Raw genomic sequence first — 23,523 nt, 5'->3', positions numbered from 1 at the left:
GTGGTTTTATTCGACCATTTTTACGAAGTTGAGAAATCAAGGATCAAAAAAGCCGATCAAAATGATCGGCTTTCTTCTTATATAGGCTTTCTAGATTACTTTGCGAATTCAACACCAATGTTGATGTCGCCATTTAGTGTTTCTAGCATACCGTCTAATGCAGACTTTTCGTAATCGCTGAGTTTGCCGTAGCTTAGTACTTCTTCAACGCCTTCTTTACCCAGTTTCACAGGTTGCGCGAAGTACGTCGCGTGTTCGCCGTCGCCTTCAACGTAAGCGCACTCAACTACGCCTTCTTCACCTTGAAGAGCACGAACCAGAGACAGACCAAAGCGACATGCAGCTTGGCCCATTGATAGTGTTGCACTACCACCACCCGCTTTCGCTTCTACAACTTCAGTACCTGCATTTTGAATACGTTTCGTTAATGCTTCTACTTCTTCAGCTGTAAACTCAACACCTTCTACTTGAGACAGTAGAGGTAAGATCGTTACGCCAGAGTGACCACCAATTACTGGCACGCGAACGTCACCTGGATCTTTGTCTTTTAGCTCAGCAACAAACGTTTCTGAACGGATAACATCCAACGTTGTTACACCAAATAGACGACGCTTATCATAAACACCCGCTTTTTTAAGAACTTCAGCAGCAATTGGCACTGTTGTATTTACAGGGTTTGTGATGATACCAACACAAGCTTTCGGACAAACAACCGCAATCTTCTCCGCTAGCGATTTAACGATACCAGCGTTTACATTAAATAGATCCGCACGATCCATACCTGGCTTACGCGCAACACCAGCAGAAATTAGCACAACATCCGCGCCTTCTAGTGCTGGAGTAGGATCTTCACCAGCGTAACCTTTGATAGAAACTGGCGTAGGGATGTGGCTAAGATCAGCGGCCACACCAGGAGTTACTGGAGCAATATCATATAGGGCTAGATCAGAACCAGCAGGAAGACGGTTCTTAAGTAGAAGGGCCAGGGCTTGACCGATGCCACCAGCGGCACCAATAACGGCTACTTTCATGTAGTTCTCCTTGAGAGTATTTCTCTTATAAACGTATTCGTAGGGTAGTTTGTAACCAACTTAAATAAAGCTATCGGAATCACAACTTGATTACAATCAATTAACGCTAGCTTTGCGACCTCGCGCAACTCGCTGTTACCGTGCTACAAATGGGGCTTGGATTATTCTTTTATTCTGTTGAAATGACAAGGAATTCAAGAAAACAGATACAGCCCTACTTCAGCGCGCTAAAGAATTCTATGTGGTTCATAGTTTACAGTGACGCATCTAACATAATCCTGGGACTCTTTGGCACTGCCTGAATATATATGCGAGAATATGCAAAATTGCTGACCCGTAATAAGAGATTTGTAATGACTATGCGCAATTCAGAAAAACAAGACAACTTAGTTCGCGCCTTTAAAGCCCTGTTAAAAGAAGAAAGCTTTGGCTCACAGGGCGAGATTGTTGACGCACTCAAACAGCAAGGGTTTGAGAGTATCAACCAATCTAAAGTCTCACGTATGCTGACTAAATTTGGCGCCGTCCGTACGCGCAATGCAAAAATGGAAATGGTTTACTGTCTTCCTGCTGAGCTAGGTGTCCCAACAGTCAGCAGCTCTCTGCGTGAACTGGTACTAGACATCGATCGTAATGCAGCGTTAGTGGTAATTCACACCGGCCCAGGTGCAGCACAGTTGATTGCTCGCTTGCTTGATTCACTCGGTAAATCCGAAGGTATTCTTGGCGTTGTCGCGGGTGACGATACCATTTTCATTACGCCAACCATGGCAATTACGACTGAGCAACTCTTCAAATCAGTGTGCGAGCTGTTCGAATATACTGGTTAAGTTCTATAAAGCTTCAATCAGCTAACTCATTGTGGGTTATAAAAGAAGTCTCATTTTGTAGCCCATAATTTATGTAAATTTTTTGCTTACTCCGCTCATTATTCAACCACCCATTTTGTGATTAACATCACGCAATTGATCTTTTTCATTTCAGTCACTAAACGTTAATTAAGTAATTGTTATAAAAAGAATTAAATCACAAATTGAATCCTATCCCCTGATACAAAATTCAGACTTATCAACTATAACATTTAACAATTGGATAATTTTCTGCCAATTTTTTGTTATGATTCGCTCGCTTTTTCAAACGATTGGATTGAAAAAGGTGCCGTTTCCAAATAGGAAACTCCAGAAGTGATTTATGGTTATTTCCGGGTAAATAATGAATATAAGGAAGGGAAATTCATGGCATTTAACAAACTTCTCAAAGTAGGCGCTATCGCTGCAGCCGTAATGGGCGCAAGCGCAGTTAACGCTCAAGAGTTTATTACCATCGGTACTGGCTCTGTGACAGGTGTTTACTACCCAACTGGTGGTGCTATCTGTAAGTTGGTAAATAAAGGTCGTAAAGACCACAACATCCGTTGTTCAGTAGAATCGACTGGTGGCTCAATTTACAACGTTAACACTATCCGTGCAGGCGAATTAGATTTTGGTATCGTGCAATCGGATTGGCAGTACCACGGCTACAACGGTACGAGCAAGTTTGAAGAACAAGGCCCGTACAAGAAGCTACGCGCAATGTTCTCTCTTCATACAGAACCTTTCAACATCATTGCGCGTGCAGATTCAGGTATTGAAAACGTTGAAGACCTGAAAGGTAAGCGTGTAAACATCGGTAACCCAGGCTCTGGTGACCGTGCAACGATGGGCGTTGTCATGGAAGCGATGGGGTGGACAAACGACAGCTTCAAATTGGCGTCTGAGCTAAAAGGCTCTGAACGCTCTCAGGCACTTTGTGATAACAAAATTGACGCCTTCATTTACATGGTCGGCCACCCGAACGGTTCAATCAAAGAAGCAACCACATCATGTGATGCGAAGCTAGTTTCAGCAACAGGCCCTAAAATCGATAAAATTGTTGCCGACAACCCATACTACGCCTTTAGCTCAGTACCGGCTGGTATGTACCGCGGTACAGACAAAGACGTAAACAGCTTTGGTGTTGCAGCAACAATGGTAACGACCTCTGATGTTTCAGACGATGTCGCTTACAACGTAGCAAAAGCTGTGTTTGAAAACTTTGATACCTTCAAACGTCTACACCCTGCATTCGCAAACTTGAAGAAAGAAGACATGGTGAAAGCTGGTCTTTCTATTCCTCTTCACCCAGGTGCAGAAAAATACTACAAAGAAATGGGTCTAATTAAGTAATTTCCTCAGACTCTACATACAGGCAGGAAAGAATATTTTCTGCCTGTTTGAGCATACAGGTTGTAGCACGTTCTAACTGTATGCTTCATTCGCCAGTTTTCTTCTGATAACTGCGAGCTCATACCCAAGAAAACTTAAACGCCGCCTAACAGAGTATCCAACAATCAACACTTTGAGTTCAGGCAGCAAAATACTCGAAAGCAAACTTCGCTCCATTCACTACACTGATAGAGGCGAAGTGTGGTTCTCGATAAAAATCAGACAGGACCATCAATAATAAGGAAAAAGTACATGGCGACGAATCAAGCTCCGTCACAAGATGTGCAAGAAATGGTGGCTCAGGCAGACACAGGTGCACGTAGCCCTTCGGGAATGCAAGGACGAATCCTTTGGTTTGTTCCTCTGTGTTGGTCACTATTTCAATTATGGTACGCATCCCCGTTACCATTTATTTTCAATTTTGGCGTACTGAACGACACGGAAGCGCGATCTATCCACCTTACTTTCGCGATCTTTTTGGCTTTCACTGCTTATCCAGCGATGAAGAATTCTCCTCGCGATCATATCCCTCTTGTTGATTGGATACTCGCGTTGGCTGGCAGCTTTTCAGCAGCCTATATATACCTTTTTTATACCGAGCTAGCAGGACGCTCAGGCGCACCGACAACGGTTGATATCGTTGTTGCTGTTATCGGTATGATCCTCCTTTTAGAAGCAACACGCCGAGCTCTTGGTCCACCATTAATGGTCGTGGCTGCTGTTTTCCTTACTTACACCTTTGCAGGCCCTTACATGCCTGACGTTATCGCGCACAAAGGGGCAAGCTTGAACAAGGCCATGTCTCACTTGTGGCTAACAACAGAAGGCGTATTTGGGGTTGCGCTAGGTGTTTCTACCTCTTTTGTCTTCTTGTTTGTATTGTTTGGAGCAATGCTGGAACGCGCTGGTGCTGGTGCTTACTTCATTAAAGTTGCCTTCTCGTTGCTTGGCCATATGAAAGGTGGTCCAGCTAAAGCGGCCGTTGTTGCATCAGGTTTATCTGGTCTGGTTTCTGGTTCTTCAATCGCAAACGTAGTAACAACTGGCACCTTTACCATTCCACTGATGAAGCGTGTTGGCTTTCCCGGCACAAAAGCGGGTGCGGTAGAGGTAGCGGCTTCAACCAATGGTCAGTTAACACCGCCAATCATGGGTGCAGCCGCATTTTTGATGGTGGAATACGTCGGTATCTCCTACGTTGAGGTGATTAAAGCTGCCCTACTTCCAGCGCTAATCTCTTATATTGCTTTAATTTACATTGTTCACCTTGAAGCATGTAAAGCAGGCATGACAGGCCTTCCTCGTCGCCACAACCCAACACTAGTACAAAGTCTGCTGTCCTTTACTGGCACAATCTTAGGATTGTGTGTGATCAGCGCATTGGTTTACTACGGAGTGGGTTGGACAAAGGACGTCTTTGGTGATGCCGCGACACCAATTGTTACCGTCGCACTATTAATCGCGTACGTTGGGTTGGTGAAAGTCTCAGCAAATCACGTGCAAGATGGCGCAATTGAGATTGATGCAGAATTAACAGAAGTACCTGATCCTGGCCCAACCGTTAAGTCAGGCTTGCACTACCTACTCCCTATCGTCGTATTGGTTTGGTGTTTGACTGTCGAACGTTTCTCACCTGGCCTTTCGGCATTCTGGGCAACGGTGTTCATGATTTTCATTTTGCTGACTCAACGTCCGTTGATTGCACTGCTGTCAAAGCAAGGTGACATGCTTCAGCAAACCAAAGATGGCTTTGTCGATCTTGCCGAGAGCTTAGTTTCTGGTGCGCGCAATATGATTGGTATCGGCGTTGCAACCGCGGCAGCGGGCACCGTTGTTGGTGTTGTTACACTAACGGGTATCGGCCTAGTGATGACCGACTTCGTCGAGTTTATCTCTGGTGGCAGCATCATTCTTATGCTGCTCTTTACCGCCATCATTAGCTTGGTTCTGGGGATGGGTCTGCCAACAACGGCGAACTACATCGTGGTCTCTACGCTAATGGCGCCGGTTATTGTTACGCTCGGCGCAGCGCATGGCTTAATTATTCCGTTGATAGCGGTGCACTTGTTCGTTTTCTACTTTGGTATTTTGGCCGACGATACCCCACCTGTAGGCCTTGCGGCTTTTGCAGCAGCAGCAATTGCGAAATCAGATCCAATTCGTACTGGTATCCAAGGTTTTACTTACGATATTCGAACCGCTATTTTGCCGTTCATGTTTGTGTTCAATACCCAGCTATTGTTAATGGGGATTGACTCTTGGTGGCATTTGGCACTCACGGTCATCTCATCGATCATTGCAATGCTGATTTTCTCTGCGGCAACTCAAGGGTGGTGGTTCACGCGTAACAAGTGGTGGGAAACAGTCCTATTATTAGTACTGACGTTTTCGTTTTTCCGTCCAGGTTTTTGGTGGGACATGCTGTACCCAGCGAAAGTTCTTTCTCCTGGCGTTGAGGTAGCTCAAATCACGGAAACACTAAATGTAGGAGAATCATTGGAGTTACGTGTTGCCGGTGAAAACCTTGAGGGCGACTACATTGAGAAAACGGTTCGTCTTCCATTCGAAGACAGTGCGACAACAGCAGACGCACGTATTTCATCTATGGGTCTAATGCTGACCGAAAGTGACAACAAAATGATTGTCGATATGGTTGAATTTGGTAGTCCAGCAGAGTCCGCAGGTATCGACTTTGATTGGGAAATCAAGTGGGTTATCCAGGATGCAGACCGTCCGATGAAAGAGTGGGTGTTTGTACCATGCTTAATGATTTTGCTGGTGCTTGCAATGAACCAAAAACGTCGTGCTCGTAAGGAACAATTGAGCGCATAACCGATTTGGCCCCGAGGATAAAGGGGCCTTAATGAGAGACATTGAATGTACAAACAAATTCTTGTTCCGGTTGATCTAAATGACCAAGGCTTTTCAGACCGAGCGGTTGAACTAGCGGTTTGGCAGGCAAAGCAAGCAAATGCTCAAATCCATCTTCTGACGGTACTACCTGGTATTCACATGTCGATGGTTGCCACATACTTTCCGAAAGATGCTGCGGCCAAAATGAAGCAAGACGTGAAGCAGCAACTAAAAACTTTCGCTAATGAGCATATTGCTGAAGATGTGGTTTACCAAGTGCATGTTGCTGAAGGCAAGGCCTACGCGACCATTCTTGATTATGCAGAACGTTTAGGCGCAGATCTCATCATTATGCCAAGTCACAAGCGCTCTAAAATCAATAAAGTAATGCTTGGCTCTGTCGCGAGTAAGGTTGTGGAATATTCTCCAATCAATGTGATGGTCGTAAAACCGCAAGGCTAAGTAAATACAGAAACGAAAAAGGACGCTAACATTAGCGTCCTTTTTATATTAAACAAGTAAGGGTTATGCCATCACTGGGTAATCGGTATAACCTTCTGCTCCACCCAAATAAAAGTGTTCTGGTTTCGCCTCATTAAGAGGTGCATTTTTCTTAAATCGCTCAACTAAATCTGGGTTTGCGATAAAGGGAACGCCAAATGCGACCACATCAACTTTGTTTTCTGCAATTGCTGTTGCCGCTTCTTGTGCACTGTAGCCCACGTTCGCCATTAAGTGACCTTTATAGTTTTCGCGTGCTGGCTTGAGAACATCTGCTTTTTGTACGCCTTTCAGATCCGCACGCATCACGTGCCAATAAGCAAGATCGAAAGAATTAAGTTGCTCTGCTAAGTAACGCATCAAGCCAACTGGATCACTGTCTTTCATGTCATTAAATCCATTTAGCGGAGATGTGCGCAGACCGACTCTTCCAGGTCCCCACACCTCAACGACTTCTTTCACTATCTCAAGTAAAAATCGAGCACGATTTTCAACCGAGCCACCGTATTCATCGGTACGTAAATTTGAGCCGTCACGAAGGAAGTTATCAATAAGATAACCATTGGCGCCATGTATCTCGACCCCATCAAAGCCGGCTTTCTTGGCGTTTTCTGCACCTTGTTTAAACGCCGCAACAATGGAAGCTATCTCATCCACTTCGAGTGCTCGTGGTACCGTATATGCTTGCTTACCCGAAGGGGTATGGACTAATTCATCACGAATGGCCAATGCGCTCGCCGCTACAGGTGTTTTTCCTTCATTCAGATCAGGATGACAAGCTCGTCCCGCATGCCAAATTTGCAGTACAATCTTACCGCCTCTCTCATGAACCGCATCCGTTACCTTTTTCCAAGCTGCGATTTGCTCTTCGCTGTAAATGCCCGGCTCTGCCATGAAAGCAGACGTACCTTCCATCACCATGGTGCATTCAGCAATGATAAGTCCGGCACTCGCACGTTGAGCGTAGTATTCAACCATAAGGTCATTAGGAATATGGTCCGCACCAGCACGAGCTCGCGTTAAAGGCGCCATAATGGCACGGTTATCTAATGCTAATTGACCGAGTTCGATAGGAGAAAATAAGTCTACAGAGTTGGACATGTTGTTTACCTCAAATGACAATAACTTGATGGCTAAGGATGAGGTGCCAGACTATAATCAGATTAATATTGAAACAATATGGATAATTGAAAGTGATTGTTCGCAATTTAGAAACAATTGACTTTAGAACGCTTTCTATCTTTGTCACAAGCTGTCGACTACTGAGCTTAACCAAGTGCGCGCTGGAGTTAAACCTACCGAAATCTACTGTTAGCAAAGCCATAACCAAACTCGAACAACACTTTGAAGCCAAACTGCTAGAGCGCACAACCCGAAAGTTAGTGATCACCGAAGCTGGCCAAATGGTTTTAGAGCGTGCTGCAAGCTTAGTTGAGGAATTCCACTCAATTGGCCATGACGTTCAGGAGATGGAACAACAGATCCAAGGCCGGCTGCGTATTTCCGCGCCACCAGCGTTGGATGCGTATATGGCGGAGCACATCTTTTTGCCATTTTTAAAACAATGGCCAAAAGTACAAATTGCGTTAGAAGCATCGAACGATTTTGTTGATCTGTTTTCACACGGCTTTGATATGGCAATTAGAGTCGGTCAGATAGTTGATGATCGATTAATCGCAAAAAAATTAGGCTATACCACTCGAGTCCTGGCTGCTAGCCCTGAGTATTTAGCTGAGTTCGGTGTACCTGAAACGCCAGAAGATCTGACAAAACACAACTGTTTGAGGTATCAATATGTTTCAGAAATAGGGCCTTGGACGCTGATCTCACACGATAATACCGTCAATGTTTCAATAACCAGTAACTTCTCAAGTACAACTGTAGAAGCAATATTAAAAGGCGCACTTAAAGGACTAGGCATCGCGAACTTACCTGTGCAGAACATGACGCAAGAGCTAGAAAGTGGCACCTTAGTCAGAGTGTTACCGCAATGGCACACGGTACCAATGCCTATTTATTTAGTCTATCGTCCTGGAGCAAACCGCCCACGGCGTGTACAAGCAATGATTGACCATATCATGAGCTTAAGATCTCAATTTGAATTTGGCCCTCGGCATGGTTTGTGTTGCGGAGAAGCATAACCTAGCAACTATCAGGCACTAGCATGCTGCTCGGATAAATGCCGCAAGCTTCTCACTAGCATGCTGTTCACTCAATGCAGACATATCACCCGCGGCTTCCACTTTACCATCTGCCACAAACACAAAGTGGCTGGCAATCGCTTTGGCATCGCTTAAATGGTGCGTGACCATCAATACGGTTATTCCCCGCTCTGCTGCCAGTTTTTTTACCAAGCCTAGCATCTCTTCACGCAACACCGGATCAAGCGCCGAGAACGGCTCATCCAACAGCCACATGGGATGAGGCTGAACAAAACAACGCGCTAAGGCAACACGTTGACGCTGGCCACCAGAAAGATGCTCTGGCAAACGGTCGAGGTACTCTGCAACACCAACTTGCTGCGCGGCTTGTTCAATCTGACGATTTTGGTCCACCGTAAGCTTTAGCCCTGGGTGTAAGCCCAAACCGATGTTGTCACGCACCGATAAGTGAGCAAACAAATTGTGCTCTTGGAACAACATAGAGAACGGACGCAGATAAGGCTCTTTACGCACAATGGACTCACCATCAACACAAATATCACCACGGTCAGGATGGATGAATCCTGCCACCAACGCCAGCAAGGTTGACTTCCCTGCCCCACTTGGTCCCATCAGCGATACAATCTGTCCTTGCTCAATCGTTAAGTCAAAACGAAACAGTTCACGTTGGTAGGTGTACTGCACATCATCCAACACTAACATTACGCTCTCTCCTTCGTTTTCAATACTTTCTCAATCAAGGCAAAACAGCCCACACTCAACAACAATAGGGTCACCGATACCACCGCAGCTGCGTCCATCTGATAACTGCCAAGCAACTGGAACAAATACAGAGGTAAGGTACGAAACTCTTGTCCACCAAACAGTGCTATGGCACTTAAATCCCCTATTGCAAACATAAAGCTGATCGCAAACGCATGTGCAAACGGCTTGCGTAGCGCCTGCCACTCCACCACTTTAAACCGTTGCCAGCCACGCATGCCTAAGCTGGCACATACATACTGATACTGTTGTTCAATGTGCAGCATTGGCTGCGCTAGCGTTTTGATCACGTAAGGCAAAGCCATCAAACCGTTCACCAAAATCACGACAAAAAATGCCAAGCTAAAAACATCGGTAAATGCGCGCAGTAGTAAGAATAAACCGGTGCTAATCACCAGACCTGGAGTCACCAAAATAACGGTGCCGATTAACTCAATCTGATCGGCTCGCGTGTTTTTGTACTGCAACCGCCAACGGCGACTGGTCAATAGTATGGACACCCCTGCAGCGACCGCAAGCGCGCTAGCGACACAGGCGACTTTGAGGGAGTTCAATAGCGCAGACCAAAAACGCTCATCGGTTAATACTGTCCAAACTTGTTGGTTGATGCCACTCAGTAACACCATCAATAACGGCGGTATTACCAGTAAAAAGGCACCTATGATCCAAAAGCTATCCCAAGCTTTTGACCACCCATGATCCTTCGTTAAATATTGCTGTACCGATGTGCTTCCAGCACTGATAGAAACAGGCCTTGTTAACTTCTGCACTCCAATAGCAAGCAGTCCACATAACAGCATCTGCCACAGCGCCAATAACGCCCCAGCTTGTAAATCAAAATCAAACTTAATCGCTTGGTAAATGGCCAATTCAATGGTGGTGGATTTTGGCCCGCCCCCCAATGCCATTACAGTGGCAAAACTGGTAAAGCACAACATAAACACCAACCCACAAACGTGGGGAAGCTGCTGCCTTAAACGCGGCCATTCTACCCAGCGAAACTTATCCCAATGGCTCATCCCAAGATGCGCGCAAAGCTTATGCTGCTCGGCAGGAATAGACTCCAAGGCTTGCAGAAGCAATCGTGCCGCGTAAGGTAAATTAAAGAACACATGGGCGAGTAAAATGCCGTTCAAACCGTAAATAGAGAATGGCAGTTTAGTGTCGAAACTTTGCAACCACTGCGCCAACAAACCACTGTTGCCATAAATCGCTAACAGCCCAAAAACACCAACCAAAACCGGCAAAACCAGTGTCGATGCAAACAGCTTAAGCAGTAATGATTTACCAATAAATTGGCGACGCGAAAGTGCGTGCGCTACTGGAATGGCAAAGCCAACACTGAGCAATGTGGAAAGAAACGCTTGGTAGAAACTGAACTTGGTGACATGTTGATAGTACGGGTCGCCCCATACCACAGACACATCAAGTGAAGGGGCTTGAACAATCAAAGCACCTAGGGCAGAAATAACAAAGGTCGCGATGATCATCGCGACCCCTAAACCTATTTTTGGAACAGAATTCAAAGGTAAAACCTATCTCATTCAGATGAGGATGGAAACGTCAGCTAAAACGTCAATGCGCTTTGCCATTCGCGAATCCAAGACTTACGCATTTTTGCCACTTCATCAGCACTAAAGCTCAACGACTTGCTTGGAACACTCAAAGTTTCAAAACCTTTAGGTAACTCAACGTCAGTGACTGGGTACATCCAGTTACCCGTTGGCATCGCCGATTGGAACTCATCACTTAAAATGAAACTCATAAATTGATCAGCAAGTTCTGAATTTTTTGCCCCTTTCACTTTGGCGGCTACTTCAACTTGCATGTAGTGGCCTTCAGCAAAATTCGCCGTAGCAAACTTCGAATCGTTTTCCGCAATTAAGTGGTACGCAGGTGAAGTGGTGTAAGAAAGCACTAAATCGGACTCACCATTGAGGAACATAGAATACGCCTCAGACCAACCTTTCGTGACCGTTACGGTTTTGCTCGCTAGCTTCTGCCACGCTTGCGTCACATCGTCGCCATAAATAGATTTCATCCATAGCATTAAGCCTTGGCCCGGCGTTGAAGTCCGCGGATCTTGGTAAATCACTTTCAGATCGTTGCGCGTTTCCACCAGCTCTTTCATGCTTTTCGGCGGATTAGCCAGTTTCTCTTTGTTGTACACAAACGCGAAGTAGCCGTAATCGTACGGTACAAACGTCGTGTCACTCCAACCGTTTGGTAACACTGTGTTAGCCGTATCCACATTGTGCTCGGCAAGCAGATCGGTTTTCTTCGCTTCTGCCATCAGATTGTTATCCAAACCTAATACGATGTCCGCTTTGCTATTACCGCCTTCAAGACGAAGACGATTCAGAATCGACACACCATCGTCCAACGCTACGAAGTTAACGTCACAGCCACATTTTGCTTCAAAAGCTTGCTCGATTTTAGGACCCGGCCCCCAATCTGCGGCAAAAGAGTCGTAGGTATAGATGGTTAATGTGTTTTCAGCGGCAAACGCTGAAGTAGAAGTGATTGCAGCTAAGGCAATCAGATTTAGAGTGGGTTTCACTGCTCGCTCTCCATGAGTATTTCAGAGAAATAAGTTGAGCGGCACAGGGTTTGAGGCGGCTATTAAGGACTTCCAATATCCAGACTCAATTCCTACGCCAGCATTATCTGGTTCAGGTAATACGGGTCCCTAGTTAAACACTTAGGTCTCAGCGCCCCAATGCATTGATTGACTCAATGCTAAATGGGTTTGCTCCCCGATGAGTTGGATGGATTGTAAAGGTATTTGAGTGGTTACACAATCAGCTCACGATCGCTGGTCATAACCCCAACGAGGCACCAAACCTTGCTCAATACCTAAGTGGTCAAGAATTCTCGCCACCATAAAATCCACTAAGTCTTCAATACTCTTTGGCTGATGATAGAAGCCTGGAGCTGCTGGCATGATGGTGACGCCCATTTGCGACAGTTTGTGCATGTTCTCCAGATGTAGCGTTGAAAATGGTGTTTCGCGAACCACGAGCAACAGCTGCCCGCGCTCTTTCATTACCACATCAGCGGCCCGCTCGATCAAGTTATCTGACATACCATGCGCAATCGCTGCAACGCTTCCCGCAGAACATGGGCAAACCACCATTTGCTTTGGTGCAGCAGAACCAGACGCAACCGGTGAGAACCAGTCATCTTTACCGCAAACGGTGATGTTATCGGGATTGCAGTTCAGGTGCTCTACCAATGCTTGCTGCGCCGCTTCTGGGCCACTTGGTAGCTTAAGATTATGCTCGGTTGCCATCACAACACGAGCCGCCGAAGAAATCAGAACGTAGACATGATAATCCGCCGCAACCAAGCATTCTAAAAGACGAAGGCCGTAGGGAGCACCAGAAGCACCCGTTAATGCCAACGTGATGGCTTTTTTATGAGAGGGTTGTGTTTTGTTTTGCATATCAATCAGGCTTTTTGTTTTAACTGCTCAAGAAGTTTTCCGTGAATACCACCAAAGCCACCGTTGCTCATGACTAGAATTTGGTCACCTGGTCGCGCACGTTCGACGATCTTGGCTACAAAGTTATCTATATCCGCATCGACAAACGCTGGCTGTGTGCATTGGTCGGCAATGTCTTGCACAGACCACTCGATATTATCTGGCTGGAACAAGAAGACTTCATCTGCACTGTGTAGTGACTCTGCAAGTGTGTTTTTGTGTACACCTCGCTTCATGGTGGCAGACCGCGGCTCTAACACAGCAAGGATGCGTTTTTCACCTACCTTGTTACGCAAACCACCGACAGTAAGTTCAATTGCCGTTGGGTGATGCGCAAAATCATCGTAAACCGTCACACCTTGTTCTTCACCTTTCAGCTCTAAACGGCGCTTGGTATTGATGAAACGCCCTAATGCCTGGCAAGCAAGATCCGGAGTGACTCCAACATGTCGTGCAGCAGCGATTGCCATCAGCGCATTATCCACATTGTGGTCACCCACCAAATTCCATTCGACGGTACCAACCTTCTCGCCTTGCAACGCAACGTCAAATTTTGAGCCATCAAGCACTAATTTGTGCGCTTGCCAGTCACCATTCTCACCAGAGAACTGTTTTTCAGTCCAGCAGCCACGCTCTAATACATCCGCTAACGCTTGATCTTTCCTCGGCGCTAAGATCAATCCATTGCCCGGTACAGTTCGCACTAAATGATGGAATTGGCGCTTGATCGCTTCTAGATCATCGAAGATATCAGCATGATCGAACTCAAGGTTATTCATGATTAAAGTGCGAGGATGGTAATGCACAAACTTAGAACGCTTATCGAAAAAAGCACTGTCATATTCGTCGGCTTCAACGACAAAAAACATGCTTTCACCCAAACGAGCAGACACTCCGAAGTTACCGAGTACCCCACCGACTAAGAAACCCGGTTGATAACCACAATCTTCAAGTATCCAGGCAAGCATGCTCGACGTGGTCGTTTTCCCATGTGTACCCGATACCGCCAATACCCAACGATCATGCAGCAAAAACTCGTTGAGCCACTGCGGGCCAGAGGTGTAACGCATGTTAGTGTTGAGCACATGCTCGACACAAGGGTTGCCACGGCTCATCGCATTACCAATCACCACAAGATCTGGTTGAGGGTCGAGTTGAGACGGGTCAAAGCCTTCAATAATTTCAATACCTTGAGACTCAAGCAGTGTGCTCATTGGCGGATAAACGTTGGCATCAGAACCAGTGACTTTATGTCCTAATTGGCGCGCTAGAATCGCTGCGCCGCCCATAAATGTGCCACAGATACCCAAGATATGAATGTGCATAAACTAAACCTTGTAATGCGTTTTTTAATGCTTTCATTATCGCGATTACCGCCTGAAAAGCGAGTGACTTTAGCCTTCTTCTTGCAGTCCCTTTCACAAATATGACAAGGTTGAACACAGACTGTACAACCTCTTGCTTACTGATGAATCCCTCAAACAAGTCTACAAATAAATTGAGATCTCAAACAGTTACTTCATTACCATTAAAAAGATCTGCGACTTAAACTTACATCCAGCGCAATCGTTTAACATCCATAAAGAGATGCTCACTTGCGCACTACCCCCAATGAAATGAAAATGTAAGGATTAACCATGTCAGGACTGCGCACCCTAGGCGAGTTCATTGTCGAAAAACAAGCGGATTTCCCCCACGCTAGCGGTGATCTATCATCCCTTTTAGCCTCCATTCGTTTAGCTGCAAAAATCGTTAACCGCGAAATCAACGCAGCGGGTCTCGGTGATATCACTGGTGCTGTAGGCACGGAAAATGTCCAAGGTGAAGATCAGCAAAAGCTCGATGTTTACGCGAACGATAAGTTCAAAGCCGCGCTTGAAGCTCGTGATCAAGTGTGTGGCGTTGCCAGTGAAGAAGAAGACGAAGCAGTTGCGTTCAATAAAGAACTCAACCAAAACGCCAAATATGTAGTACTGATGGACCCACTTGATGGTTCTTCTAACATCGATGTGAACGTCTCTGTTGGTACTATCTTCTCGATTTACCGTCGTGTTTCTCCAATCGGTACCCCACCAACTGAAGAAGACTTCCTACAACCTGGTCACAAACAAGTGGCTGCGGGCTACGTAATTTACGGCTCCTCCACCATGTTGGTATACACAACTGGTAACGGTGTAAACGGCTTTACTTACGACCCATCTATCGGCAGCTTCTGTCTTTCTCATGAAAACATGATGATTCCTGATGATGGTAAGATCTACTCCATCAACGAAGGTAATTACATTCGTTTCCCTCAAGGGGTGAAGAAGTACATCAAGTACTGCCAAGAAAACGTGCCAGAAGACGGTCGCCCATACACTTCTCGCTACATTGGCTCGCTGGTTGCTGATTTCCACCGCAACCTACTGAAAGGCGGTATCTACCTTTACCCAAGCACACAAAGCCACCCACAAGGCAAGCTACGCCTGCTTTACGAATGTAACCCTATGGCATTCCTCATTGAGCAAGCTGGCGGCATTGCATCGGACGGCGTGAATCGCATTATGGACATCAAGCCTACTGAGTTGCACCAGCGTGTACCTTTCTTTGTGGGTTCGAAGAACATGGTTCGCAAAGTTGAAGAGTTCCTTGAACTGCACCGCGACGAAGAATAATTTCAGACCTTTGTCCAACGCGGCAGGTGTTTACCTGCCGCGTTTTTGTCGCTAAAGTGAAACGCGAATTTATCATCAGATGAAGCCGCTTTTGTGTGACTCATCGTTAATGAAAAGGAATATTCTAATGAGCTTAAACCATGTACCAGCAGGCAAGTCGCTGCCTGAAGATATCTATGTCGTGATCGAAATTCCTGCAAATGCAGATCCAATCAAGTACGAAGTAGATAAAGACTCTGGTGCTGTATTTGTCGACCGTTTCATGTCTGCACCAATGTTCTACCCATGCAACTATGGCTACGTGAACAATACCCTGTCTCTTGATGGCGACCCAGTCGACGTATTGGTACCAACACCATACCCACTCATGCCAGGTTCAGTCATTCGCTGCCGTCCTGTTGGCGTTTTGAAGATGACAGATGAATCGGGTGAAGATGCAAAAGTGTTTGCGGTTCCCCACTCAAAAATCTCGAAAGAGTACGAGCACATCCAATATGTGGACGATATCCCAGAACTACTGAAAGCGCAGATCACGCAATTCTTTGAGCGTTACAAAGAGCTTGAAGCAGGCAAATGGGTGAAAGTGGATGGTTGGGCAGATGTTGCTGCCGCCAAAGCTGAAATCCTAGAATCTTACGAGCGAGCTCAGAAAAAATAAGCATCACTGCTGATACAAAATTAAAAAGAGCTGCTCTAGGGCAGCTCTTTTGCTTTCATCTTACCTGTGTCAACTAGATAGGTGCGCCTGCTGAAGACATTCGTCCAGCGTCGTAGTCATGTTGAAAGAAGGGGTCAACATCATCACAAATGCCAAAATACGGCCGCCCGATAACACCGAGCATATAAGCACTTTGCTCGCAATACTCTTGCTTGCCTTGCTGGTAACCCGCTTGATAAGCCATTATCAGTTCTGGCGTCGCATGGTTAACATCATCCAGCTTCGCAATTCGCTCCTCAGATAACTCCCGTAATCCATCTAAAGCTGACTGCTTACCAAACACTTGCCAATCGGTCACATTATTCGAAGTCGGTAGTGTTGTTTGTGCGCATGCAGCAAGAAGCAACGCCATTGATCCAATTACGAATGTTTTCATCGTGACTCCTTAGTGTTTAGCTCGTTGCTATTGATAATGTCAGTATAGCTCACACCTTTTGACACCAATCTCCGGAAGCGATTTCTTCGGTTAATTGCTCAGTATCTTGATATAAGTAGATCCAAGCTTGGCCAAACGGCGTAACGATGCTCTCTCGGCGATATTCCACTGGCACATCTTCTAACCTATCTAGCTCGGATAAGGTTTCATCATCAATCAGATACACTTCACCTTGAATCGAGCGTTGCCCATCAGACAACGCTGGATAAGGGCCTAAGTCATACATTGCAAATTGAGCATCCGTTTCATGTAAACCAAGAAACTGCGCCGAGCGCAAATACTGATGGTTGTACTCTCCCTTGCGTAACGTGCCGTAGACAAAAATCAAATGCTGCATAACCACTCCTTAGTCATGACTGTGTATGCTTAGGTTAAAGCACTTTAATCGAACTCAAACTGATAGAGTAGGTCAACGGCGCTATCTACACCAGATACCGCTTCTAAATACAAGTCTTGCATCAATCGGTAACGCACAGTGAACTCACCTAGGGAGTTAAAGATGCCGACACCATATTTCACCTGCAAACCTGGCAGAATATAACCACTCACCGTCACTTGCGAGTCATCGCCCGACCCAGCAGTGTCCAGCTGTAAATCCTGTACGCCAAAGGCTTCACCGATTTCACCAACCACACGCCCACTCTTCGCCAAGCTTAAACCAATTAAGGTAGTCGTCATTGCATTACCACCGGCTTCACCATCAATATCTTGACCACGAAGTAGATAAGAAAGTGCATTGGCTTGGTTCATCGCGGGCTCTGAGAAAATTTCTATACTCGGATCAGATGCTGGGCCCGACACTTGTACCCCCGCAATGACATCATCTTGGGTATTGTCTGGATTACGAATCGCTTTGATAGACAAGTAAGGTTGATCTGGTGGACCATTCATCAGAATCTTACCTTCTTTAATCAATAAGTCCTGACCAAACGAACGATAAGAACCGTCGACAACATTCACTTCACCAACGATGAAAGGACCTTTGTCTTTTTGTGTCACGTTTAGGTTCCCTTTCAACCCACCTTTTAAACCAAAAGCGGCAAGTTGGAAGTCATCACCAATTTTAATGTTGATGTTCGTTTCCACATCAAACGGCATCGCAGCGACATCGTCCACTGGCTGCAAGTTTTTATCGAGAATAACGGTATCACTCGATACACCTACCGCACTTGGTGGAAGCTCTTCGACGACAATTCTGCCCCATGGCAAATTAATATCACCCTCAATTTTCGCAAGCTGAGGAGTCACATCTATTGTCATGTCAGGCTCAACTTTGATTTTTACCATTGGAGGCAAATCAACATTGAGCTCTTTAGCAAATACACGCGCTTTAGTGCGCCAGTTCTGTAAGTCCTGCCAGTTGGCATCACCGGTAACGTTCAACTCACCATCCGGGGTTAAAATTCCGGCATCCAAGTCCGCTTGATGGCCTTTAAAGTTGATGACGACCTGCCCTGAGTTTATATCTATCGGTGTGACTTCACCCTGTAGCTTCATTTGGTCAATCAAGAACTGACCATTAACCTTCGGATGCATGACGTCACCTGATATCGTTAGGTCAGTATTCATGTTTGCTTTAAACAAGCTGTACTCACCAATCAACGGTGCCAAGAAATCCAAGTGGAACGTAGAGAGTGAAACCTTACCATCAATAGTGGGCTTTTCAGTCGAGACATTCAGTAAAGAAACCTTACCAGACAAGTCGCCGTTATCTTTCACATCAAATAGCCACTCGGCATCAAGCTTGTCTTTCGCTAATGCTGCTTTAAAGTTGAAGCTTTCCCAACCGACTTTAATTGGCTGTTCAAGCGCTTGTTCAACTTGGCCTTTTGGCATATTGACACTTAAGGTTACTTCAGGCTTTTTCTCTGGTGCCCATTTAGCAAAAGCCTGTGCATTAACCGAGCCTTGCAGCTTGGTTTCTGGCGGCAGGAATTGTTTGATTTGGTCAAAATCAAAATCATTGATGGCTAACTTCGCCTGGCCACTCTTACCGACACTAATGTCTTCGGTTAGACATACGCTCGACTCCGCTTGCAACCAACAATGCGCTTGAACGTTCGCGATCTGTTTGTCGATATTGACCTTCACCGCGGTCGATTTTTGCAACGCCCACGGGCCTTGTTGCGAGCTCAGCGTCAAGCGGCGCAGCGCCCCATCCCAAATCATTTCTGGTTTCTGCTGGAATGTCCCTTCAATTTCTAAACTGGTCGACACCAGGTCAGACACTACATCGAGTGTCAGTTGATGCAGTTTTTCATCCCCAGAGACTTCAAGGTCAGCACTATCAACTTTTATGTCGTCATAGGTAATGTTGTTCGCAATTAGGCTTATGTTCGCTTTTGGTGCTGGCAGAGGCTTCACATCACCCTTTAAGGTGATCGTTTCTACGTTCGCCTGTTGCTGCCAGTTTATCTGATTTAAAGCGAGATCAAGATTGATGTCTGGTTCTTTCAAGCTACCACGTAGTGCGACTTTACCTTGCATTTTACCTGCAAGGTCCGGAACACTTTTTGCAAAATCAGGGAAGTTAACCTCAACATCCATCAGAATTTGCTTATCGATCTTACCCTTTGCACTCAGTTGGTTCGGGCCATGAGAAAGCGCTAAACCCTGAGTGGTAAGTTGGATGTCTTCGCCTTTGCCGTTCTTATCAGACGCTTCAAGTTGCCCTTCAACATTCAGCGGATACCCTCGCAAAATGCCGTCAATGTCTAACTTAGGCAAACTGACTTGCCAACCGCCTTGTTCTGTTAACGACCCCGAAGTCGAAAGATTACCGCTGATATCCCCTTCGGCTTCTTTCCACTGCAATCCTGGTTGAATGTTCTTCAGGTTTAAGTCAGCTTGCCAGTTGATTGGCGCGGCCCAATTGGCCATGACTTTCCCAGAGAGTTCGCCCCCTAAGGTTTTCACTACAAGGCTTTCGAGGTCAATTTGCTCTAACGTACCTTTGCCGTTTAGTGCGACATCAACGGCGGGAATATCTTTGCCTGACGCTTTGGTTTCTAATGCGACTTCGTAGCCATCAAGTGAGCCTTTTGCCGCCAAGCTTGGTACAGAAACCTGGTAATCGCTTTGTCCAAATAGCGGCCATTGCGCCTGTACATTTTTAATCGCGACATCAAACGGTAACTGCGTTTTAAGCGGTTGAATATCACCTTTGATCTCCGCTTGTACAAGCTCAGAAAGCGTAGCATTTAGTGACAAATCACCAACCGAACCCGAGACCGAAAGCGACAGTTTTTGTCCCTTCGCATCTGCTTGCTTCACTAACGCGTCCAATTGCGCTTTGATAGGGTAATCAGAAGAAAGCGTCACTTGTGTGCTCAACTTGCCTTCCACTTCTGGCATGTCGAGCTCTAACGTTTTGACATCAACACGCTCACCGCCTGCTCTTGCAACCAAACCAAGATGATTGACGATCACTGGCGTTTCACCTGCCAGTTTAAAGTTGTGAATATCCAGACGGCGCGCTTCCACCGTCAGTGGAATCCATACTTCGGGTAACACAATATCTTGCGGCGTAGCATCGGCTTCTTTCGGCTCTTCAACAACCGCTTCTGGGGCCGCTTCACTTGGTGCGAGCGCAACATTAATGTCTTTCAACGCAGTTGGTGCGATCACCAAACGATCGCCTTGCATCGACAAAGCGGTCGAGAACGTTTGCCAATCAATTTGATTACCCAGCACATTGACATTGATGTCATTAAAGCTGACTTTATTAACAAAAATTGGCACTGGCGTACTGATAGAACGCAGTGGTGGTGTTTCCTCTTGCTCCTCGCTTGCTGGCGGTAGCTCTGGCATCTTAAAGTCAAGCCCCTGCAGTCTTAACTCATCGACACAGACCTTAGGGTCAAAGAAACAGCGGAAGTTCACTGCCAAAGCTAAACGCTCGACTTTGGCGTCGATATTCAAAGACTCATCGACAAAACTGACGTTATGCAGTTCGAAGCGAGGAAACAATGAACCCTGCACTTTTTCAATCTGCAATTGTGGTAGTGCTTTTTCGGCTCCCCACAAGGCAAATTTGAGGCCTGGGTGGGTAAATAAAACTGTCGCGACAATAATGATGAGCAACAGCAATAGACCAATCAAACTGAGCGACAGCCATTTGGTCCACTTAAACATCATTTTGATCATAGCTCAGGCCCCAATGAGAAGTGGATACGAAACTCTCGTTCTGGTTTTGCATCCAACCCCCATGCAAAATCAAAACTAACAGGGCCCACCGGAGACGCCCAGCGGATACCAACACCAGCACCTGATTTCCAATCTGGTGTTTCATTAAACGCATCACCAATATCGTAAAACGTTGCAGCCCACCAGTTTCCATAAACACGATATTGGTATTCTAATGTACTGCTAACAATGTATTTACCCCCCGTCAGGGCGCCACTCTCATCCACAGGTGAAATAGATTCATAGCCGTAACCACGAATATTATTGTCACCACCAGCGAAGAAACGCAGCGACGGTGATAGTTTTTCAAGTTCATCGGTAATATTCGCACCACCTTCTAAGCGGAACAAACCACGATGATTCTCTCCAATACCACGAATCCAAGAAGTCGAGCCAATTAAGCGGAGCACTCTAGTTTCAGAAAGCATAGCGGTATCACCATACTCAATAGTGATGCTTTGCTTGTCTCCCCACATTGGCATATTGCCCCCTCGAACCCTAGTCCGAGAAAATGTCGCACCTGGAAGTACGAAGTTGAATTCATCATCTTGTAAACCTTGCGTAAAGCTCTCGTACAAATGACGAACATAAACGGTATTATGCCAACCACCGTCTGCTAACCAATGACGCTCCACTGCAAGGTTAGACTCGATACTCTGCGTGTCACGGTTGTCTAGGTTTTTAAGCCCATATTGAACTTGATAATAATCGTTAGCGACATCTTCTAAAGGAATTTTGTAAGAAGCAGTCACGGTTTGCTCTGGCTTAGATAGGGATAAAGCAGTGTTGAAACTGTGTCCTCGGGAGCTCACCCAAGGTTTCTTCCACTTCAACGTTCCTCGAACGCCGACATCCGTTGAGTAACCAATACCCGTCTCGATCTGATTCTTAGAAGCAGGAGATAAAGACACTTTAATTGGCAAGTCTCGGCCATCATCAAGCCTATCCAATTCAGGCTCAACAAAAACTGAGGAAAACCACTCCGTATTTGATAGCTTCTGGTTAAACTCGCCCAGCTTCGAAACGTTGTATGGGTCCCCTTCTTTAAAAGGTTGTAGTGATGCGACACGGTCTTCCCAGATGTGGTTGCCAATAAAAGAAACGTCGCCAAAATTGAAACGTATTCCACTGCTGTAGTGCAAACGGACATTAGCTTCGTTCAGATCAGGGATAACCTCTAATCGACTTAGCGTAAACTCACCATTGAAGTAACCACGCTGAAGCGCCAAGTTACGAATGCCTGACTTAAGGCTGTCGTATTGGCCTTGATTCAAAACTTGACCAACTTTTAGCGGAGAGCGCTCAATAAGTTTTGCAAACTCTTCATCGTCCTTAGCCTCTCCAGTGATGACCACATCCATGACTTTCACTTTCACTGGCAAGCCCGGCTTGATGAGCACAATTAACTCATCATTCGCTTCAGGAATAGAGTATGAAATTTTTGCATGATAATACCCAAGCGCGTTAAGCGCTTCAGTGATACTTTGATCTAATCTCGCTTGAAAACGCAGAGAAGTGGAGTAATCCTTCTCTGGAATAGATGATAGATACGCACTGACATTCTCTTCTAAAGCGCCATCAATGCCTTTCAAAGTCAAAGAAACATCGGCATAGGCACCATGAGAAAAGGCAAACAGGCCAACAATGGTGGGGAGAGCTTTTTTTATCATGCTTTTATGGCTGAATGAGGTTAAGTAAACGTAAATAATGATAACGCCAATTAGATTCTAAGTCTGTAATATTAATAGGTTTAACGCGGTCTATGTCATCACAGCATCAGATACAGACGAAATGAAAAAGTTCGCAAATTTAAGACACGTATTGAAGGACAAATACCATGCTCAACAAACAAACATTGATCAGTATAGAAGATGCCTTGCCAGGTAGAGATCAACCAATGCAGATTGACGATCATCATTTTGTAAATAAATCTAACCTAAAGGCGCCTCTTGCGTCACACCAACAGCAGATTTTGCTCGGAATGGGCTGTTTTTGGGGCGCTGAGCGCGTATTTTGGCAACTCGACGGCGTTGTATCTACTTCGGTCGGTTACGCTGGGGGGTACACACCCAATCCCACGTATGAAGAGGTCTGTACAGGTAAAACGGGTCATACAGAAGTCGTACGAGTCGTTTTCGATGAACGCGTCATCTCATTAGAAAAGCTACTGGCTGTTTTTTGGGAAAAACACGACCCAACTCAGGGAATGCGTCAAGGTAACGACTTAGGTACTCAATATCGTTCTGCAATTTACACTTATTCGACGGGGCAACTCGAGAGCGCAGAGAAATCGAAACTCTTGTATCAGCAAGCACTGCAAGAAGAGCAACGCGCGAACATCACCACCGAAATACAACCAGCAGGTCCGTATTACTTTGCGGAAACCTACCACCAGCAATATTTGGCGAAAAACCCTGATGGTTACTGCGGCATCGGAGGAACGGGAGTTTGCTTCCCACCAAGCCTCCAAGGATAAACCTAACCAGCAACAAAA

Annotated in this window: 19 protein-coding genes and 1 riboswitch; of the genes, 8 read left to right on the top strand and 11 right to left on the bottom strand. The window is 45.9% G+C overall.

From position 1 onward, the window contains the following. Nucleotides 1–95: 95 nt before the first annotated feature. Nucleotides 96–1,031, bottom strand: coding sequence for a malate dehydrogenase (gene mdh / locus R7070_RS11510; protein ID WP_005379660.1), 936 nt, complete (start codon nt 1,029–1,031; stop codon nt 96–98). A 359-nt stretch (nt 1,032–1,390) separates the two neighbouring features. Between mdh and argR the strand changes: the two genes are divergently transcribed. From argR to R7070_RS11490, 4 genes are all read left to right on the top strand, one after another. Continuing rightward, complete coding sequence (gene argR, locus R7070_RS11505; RefSeq protein WP_005379659.1) at nt 1,391–1,861, top strand: transcriptional regulator ArgR; 471 nt, start codon at nt 1,391–1,393, stop codon at nt 1,859–1,861. A gap of 405 nt (nt 1,862–2,266) precedes the next feature. After that, nucleotides 2,267–3,235 carry a TAXI family TRAP transporter solute-binding subunit gene (locus R7070_RS11500; RefSeq protein WP_054579268.1) on the top strand — a complete coding sequence of 323 codons (969 nt, stop codon included), beginning with the start codon at nt 2,267–2,269 and terminating at the stop codon, nt 3,233–3,235. Nucleotides 3,236–3,526: 291 nt separating this feature from the next. Beyond that, nucleotides 3,527–6,106: a TRAP transporter permease gene (locus R7070_RS11495; protein ID WP_005383099.1), complete on the top strand. Its 2,580-nt coding sequence runs from the start codon at nt 3,527–3,529 to the stop codon at nt 6,104–6,106. Nucleotides 6,107–6,151: 45 nt separating this feature from the next. Then, complete coding sequence (locus R7070_RS11490) at nt 6,152–6,589, top strand: universal stress protein (RefSeq protein WP_005379654.1); 438 nt, start codon at nt 6,152–6,154, stop codon at nt 6,587–6,589. Between the two features lie 63 nt (nt 6,590–6,652). Here the strand turns inward: R7070_RS11490 and R7070_RS11485 are convergent, their stop codons facing one another. Beyond that, nucleotides 6,653–7,729 (bottom strand): alkene reductase, encoded by a 1,077-nt coding sequence (locus R7070_RS11485; protein ID WP_047101924.1) that lies wholly within the window; start codon nt 7,727–7,729, stop codon nt 6,653–6,655. 92 nt (nt 7,730–7,821) lie between these two features. On the opposite strand from R7070_RS11485, the gene R7070_RS11480 reads away from it, so the two are divergent. Next, the gene (locus R7070_RS11480; protein WP_005379650.1) at nt 7,822–8,769 is read left to right on the top strand and encodes a LysR family transcriptional regulator; all 948 of its coding nucleotides are present in this window, start codon (nt 7,822–7,824) and stop codon (nt 8,767–8,769) included. Nucleotides 8,770–8,787: 18 nt separating this feature from the next. Here the strand turns inward: R7070_RS11480 and thiQ are convergent, their stop codons facing one another. The 5 genes from thiQ to mpl form a co-directional block, all read right to left on the bottom strand. Then, nucleotides 8,788–9,492, bottom strand: coding sequence for a thiamine ABC transporter ATP-binding protein (gene thiQ, locus R7070_RS11475; protein WP_047101922.1), 705 nt, complete (start codon nt 9,490–9,492; stop codon nt 8,788–8,790). Continuing rightward, nucleotides 9,492–11,078, bottom strand: a complete 1,587-nt coding sequence (gene thiP, locus R7070_RS11470) for a thiamine/thiamine pyrophosphate ABC transporter permease ThiP (RefSeq protein WP_017820277.1) — start codon at nt 11,076–11,078, stop codon at nt 9,492–9,494. The genes thiQ and thiP overlap by 1 nt, the downstream gene beginning before the upstream one ends. A gap of 41 nt (nt 11,079–11,119) precedes the next feature. Continuing rightward, entirely contained in the window at nt 11,120–12,112 is a 993-nt protein-coding gene (gene thiB / locus R7070_RS11465) for a thiamine ABC transporter substrate binding subunit (RefSeq protein ID WP_047101920.1), read from the bottom strand. 72 nt (nt 12,113–12,184) lie between these two features. After that, nucleotides 12,185–12,321: riboswitch (TPP riboswitch) on the bottom strand. Between the two features lie 37 nt (nt 12,322–12,358). Continuing rightward, complete coding sequence (locus tag R7070_RS11460) at nt 12,359–12,997, bottom strand: flavin prenyltransferase UbiX (protein WP_033906022.1); 639 nt, start codon at nt 12,995–12,997, stop codon at nt 12,359–12,361. 5 nt (nt 12,998–13,002) lie between these two features. Next, complete coding sequence (gene mpl / locus R7070_RS11455) at nt 13,003–14,361, bottom strand: UDP-N-acetylmuramate:L-alanyl-gamma-D-glutamyl-meso-diaminopimelate ligase (protein WP_033906021.1); 1,359 nt, start codon at nt 14,359–14,361, stop codon at nt 13,003–13,005. Nucleotides 14,362–14,673: 312 nt separating this feature from the next. On the opposite strand from mpl, the gene fbp reads away from it, so the two are divergent. Both fbp and ppa read left to right on the top strand, forming a co-directional pair. Beyond that, complete coding sequence (fbp, locus tag R7070_RS11450; protein WP_005383114.1) at nt 14,674–15,690, top strand: class 1 fructose-bisphosphatase; 1,017 nt, start codon at nt 14,674–14,676, stop codon at nt 15,688–15,690. 127 nt (nt 15,691–15,817) lie between these two features. Continuing rightward, nucleotides 15,818–16,348: an inorganic diphosphatase gene (gene ppa, locus R7070_RS11445; protein ID WP_318141224.1), complete on the top strand. Its 531-nt coding sequence runs from the start codon at nt 15,818–15,820 to the stop codon at nt 16,346–16,348. 73 nt (nt 16,349–16,421) lie between these two features. Here the strand turns inward: ppa and R7070_RS11440 are convergent, their stop codons facing one another. The 4 genes from R7070_RS11440 to R7070_RS11425 are packed head-to-tail and all read right to left on the bottom strand — an operon-like array spanning nt 16,422 to nt 22,699. Continuing rightward, entirely contained in the window at nt 16,422–16,784 is a 363-nt protein-coding gene (locus tag R7070_RS11440; protein WP_053306847.1) for a DUF2799 domain-containing protein, read from the bottom strand. Between the two features lie 49 nt (nt 16,785–16,833). Then, a complete protein-coding gene (locus R7070_RS11435) occupies nt 16,834–17,181 on the bottom strand; it encodes a gamma-glutamylcyclotransferase (RefSeq protein WP_033906019.1) in 348 nt (115 codons plus the stop codon). Nucleotides 17,182–17,225: 44 nt separating this feature from the next. Further along, nucleotides 17,226–20,990 carry a translocation/assembly module TamB domain-containing protein gene (locus R7070_RS11430; RefSeq protein WP_318141223.1) on the bottom strand — a complete coding sequence of 1,255 codons (3,765 nt, stop codon included), beginning with the start codon at nt 20,988–20,990 and terminating at the stop codon, nt 17,226–17,228. Then, nucleotides 20,987–22,699, bottom strand: coding sequence for an autotransporter assembly complex protein TamA (locus R7070_RS11425; RefSeq protein WP_005383121.1), 1,713 nt, complete (start codon nt 22,697–22,699; stop codon nt 20,987–20,989). The genes R7070_RS11430 and R7070_RS11425 overlap by 4 nt, the downstream gene beginning before the upstream one ends. A gap of 167 nt (nt 22,700–22,866) precedes the next feature. Here R7070_RS11425 and msrA point away from each other — a divergent pair, with 167 nt between their 5' ends. After that, the gene (gene msrA / locus R7070_RS11420) at nt 22,867–23,505 is read left to right on the top strand and encodes a peptide-methionine (S)-S-oxide reductase MsrA (RefSeq protein ID WP_017820282.1); all 639 of its coding nucleotides are present in this window, start codon (nt 22,867–22,869) and stop codon (nt 23,503–23,505) included. Nucleotides 23,506–23,523: the final 18 nt, after the last annotated feature.

Origin of the sequence: Vibrio sp. 1557, assembly GCF_033340175.1 — a bacterium.
Taxonomy (GTDB): Bacteria; Pseudomonadota; Gammaproteobacteria; order Enterobacterales; family Vibrionaceae; genus Vibrio; species Vibrio alginolyticus.
This window is presented reverse-complemented; position numbering and strand designations above follow the sequence as displayed.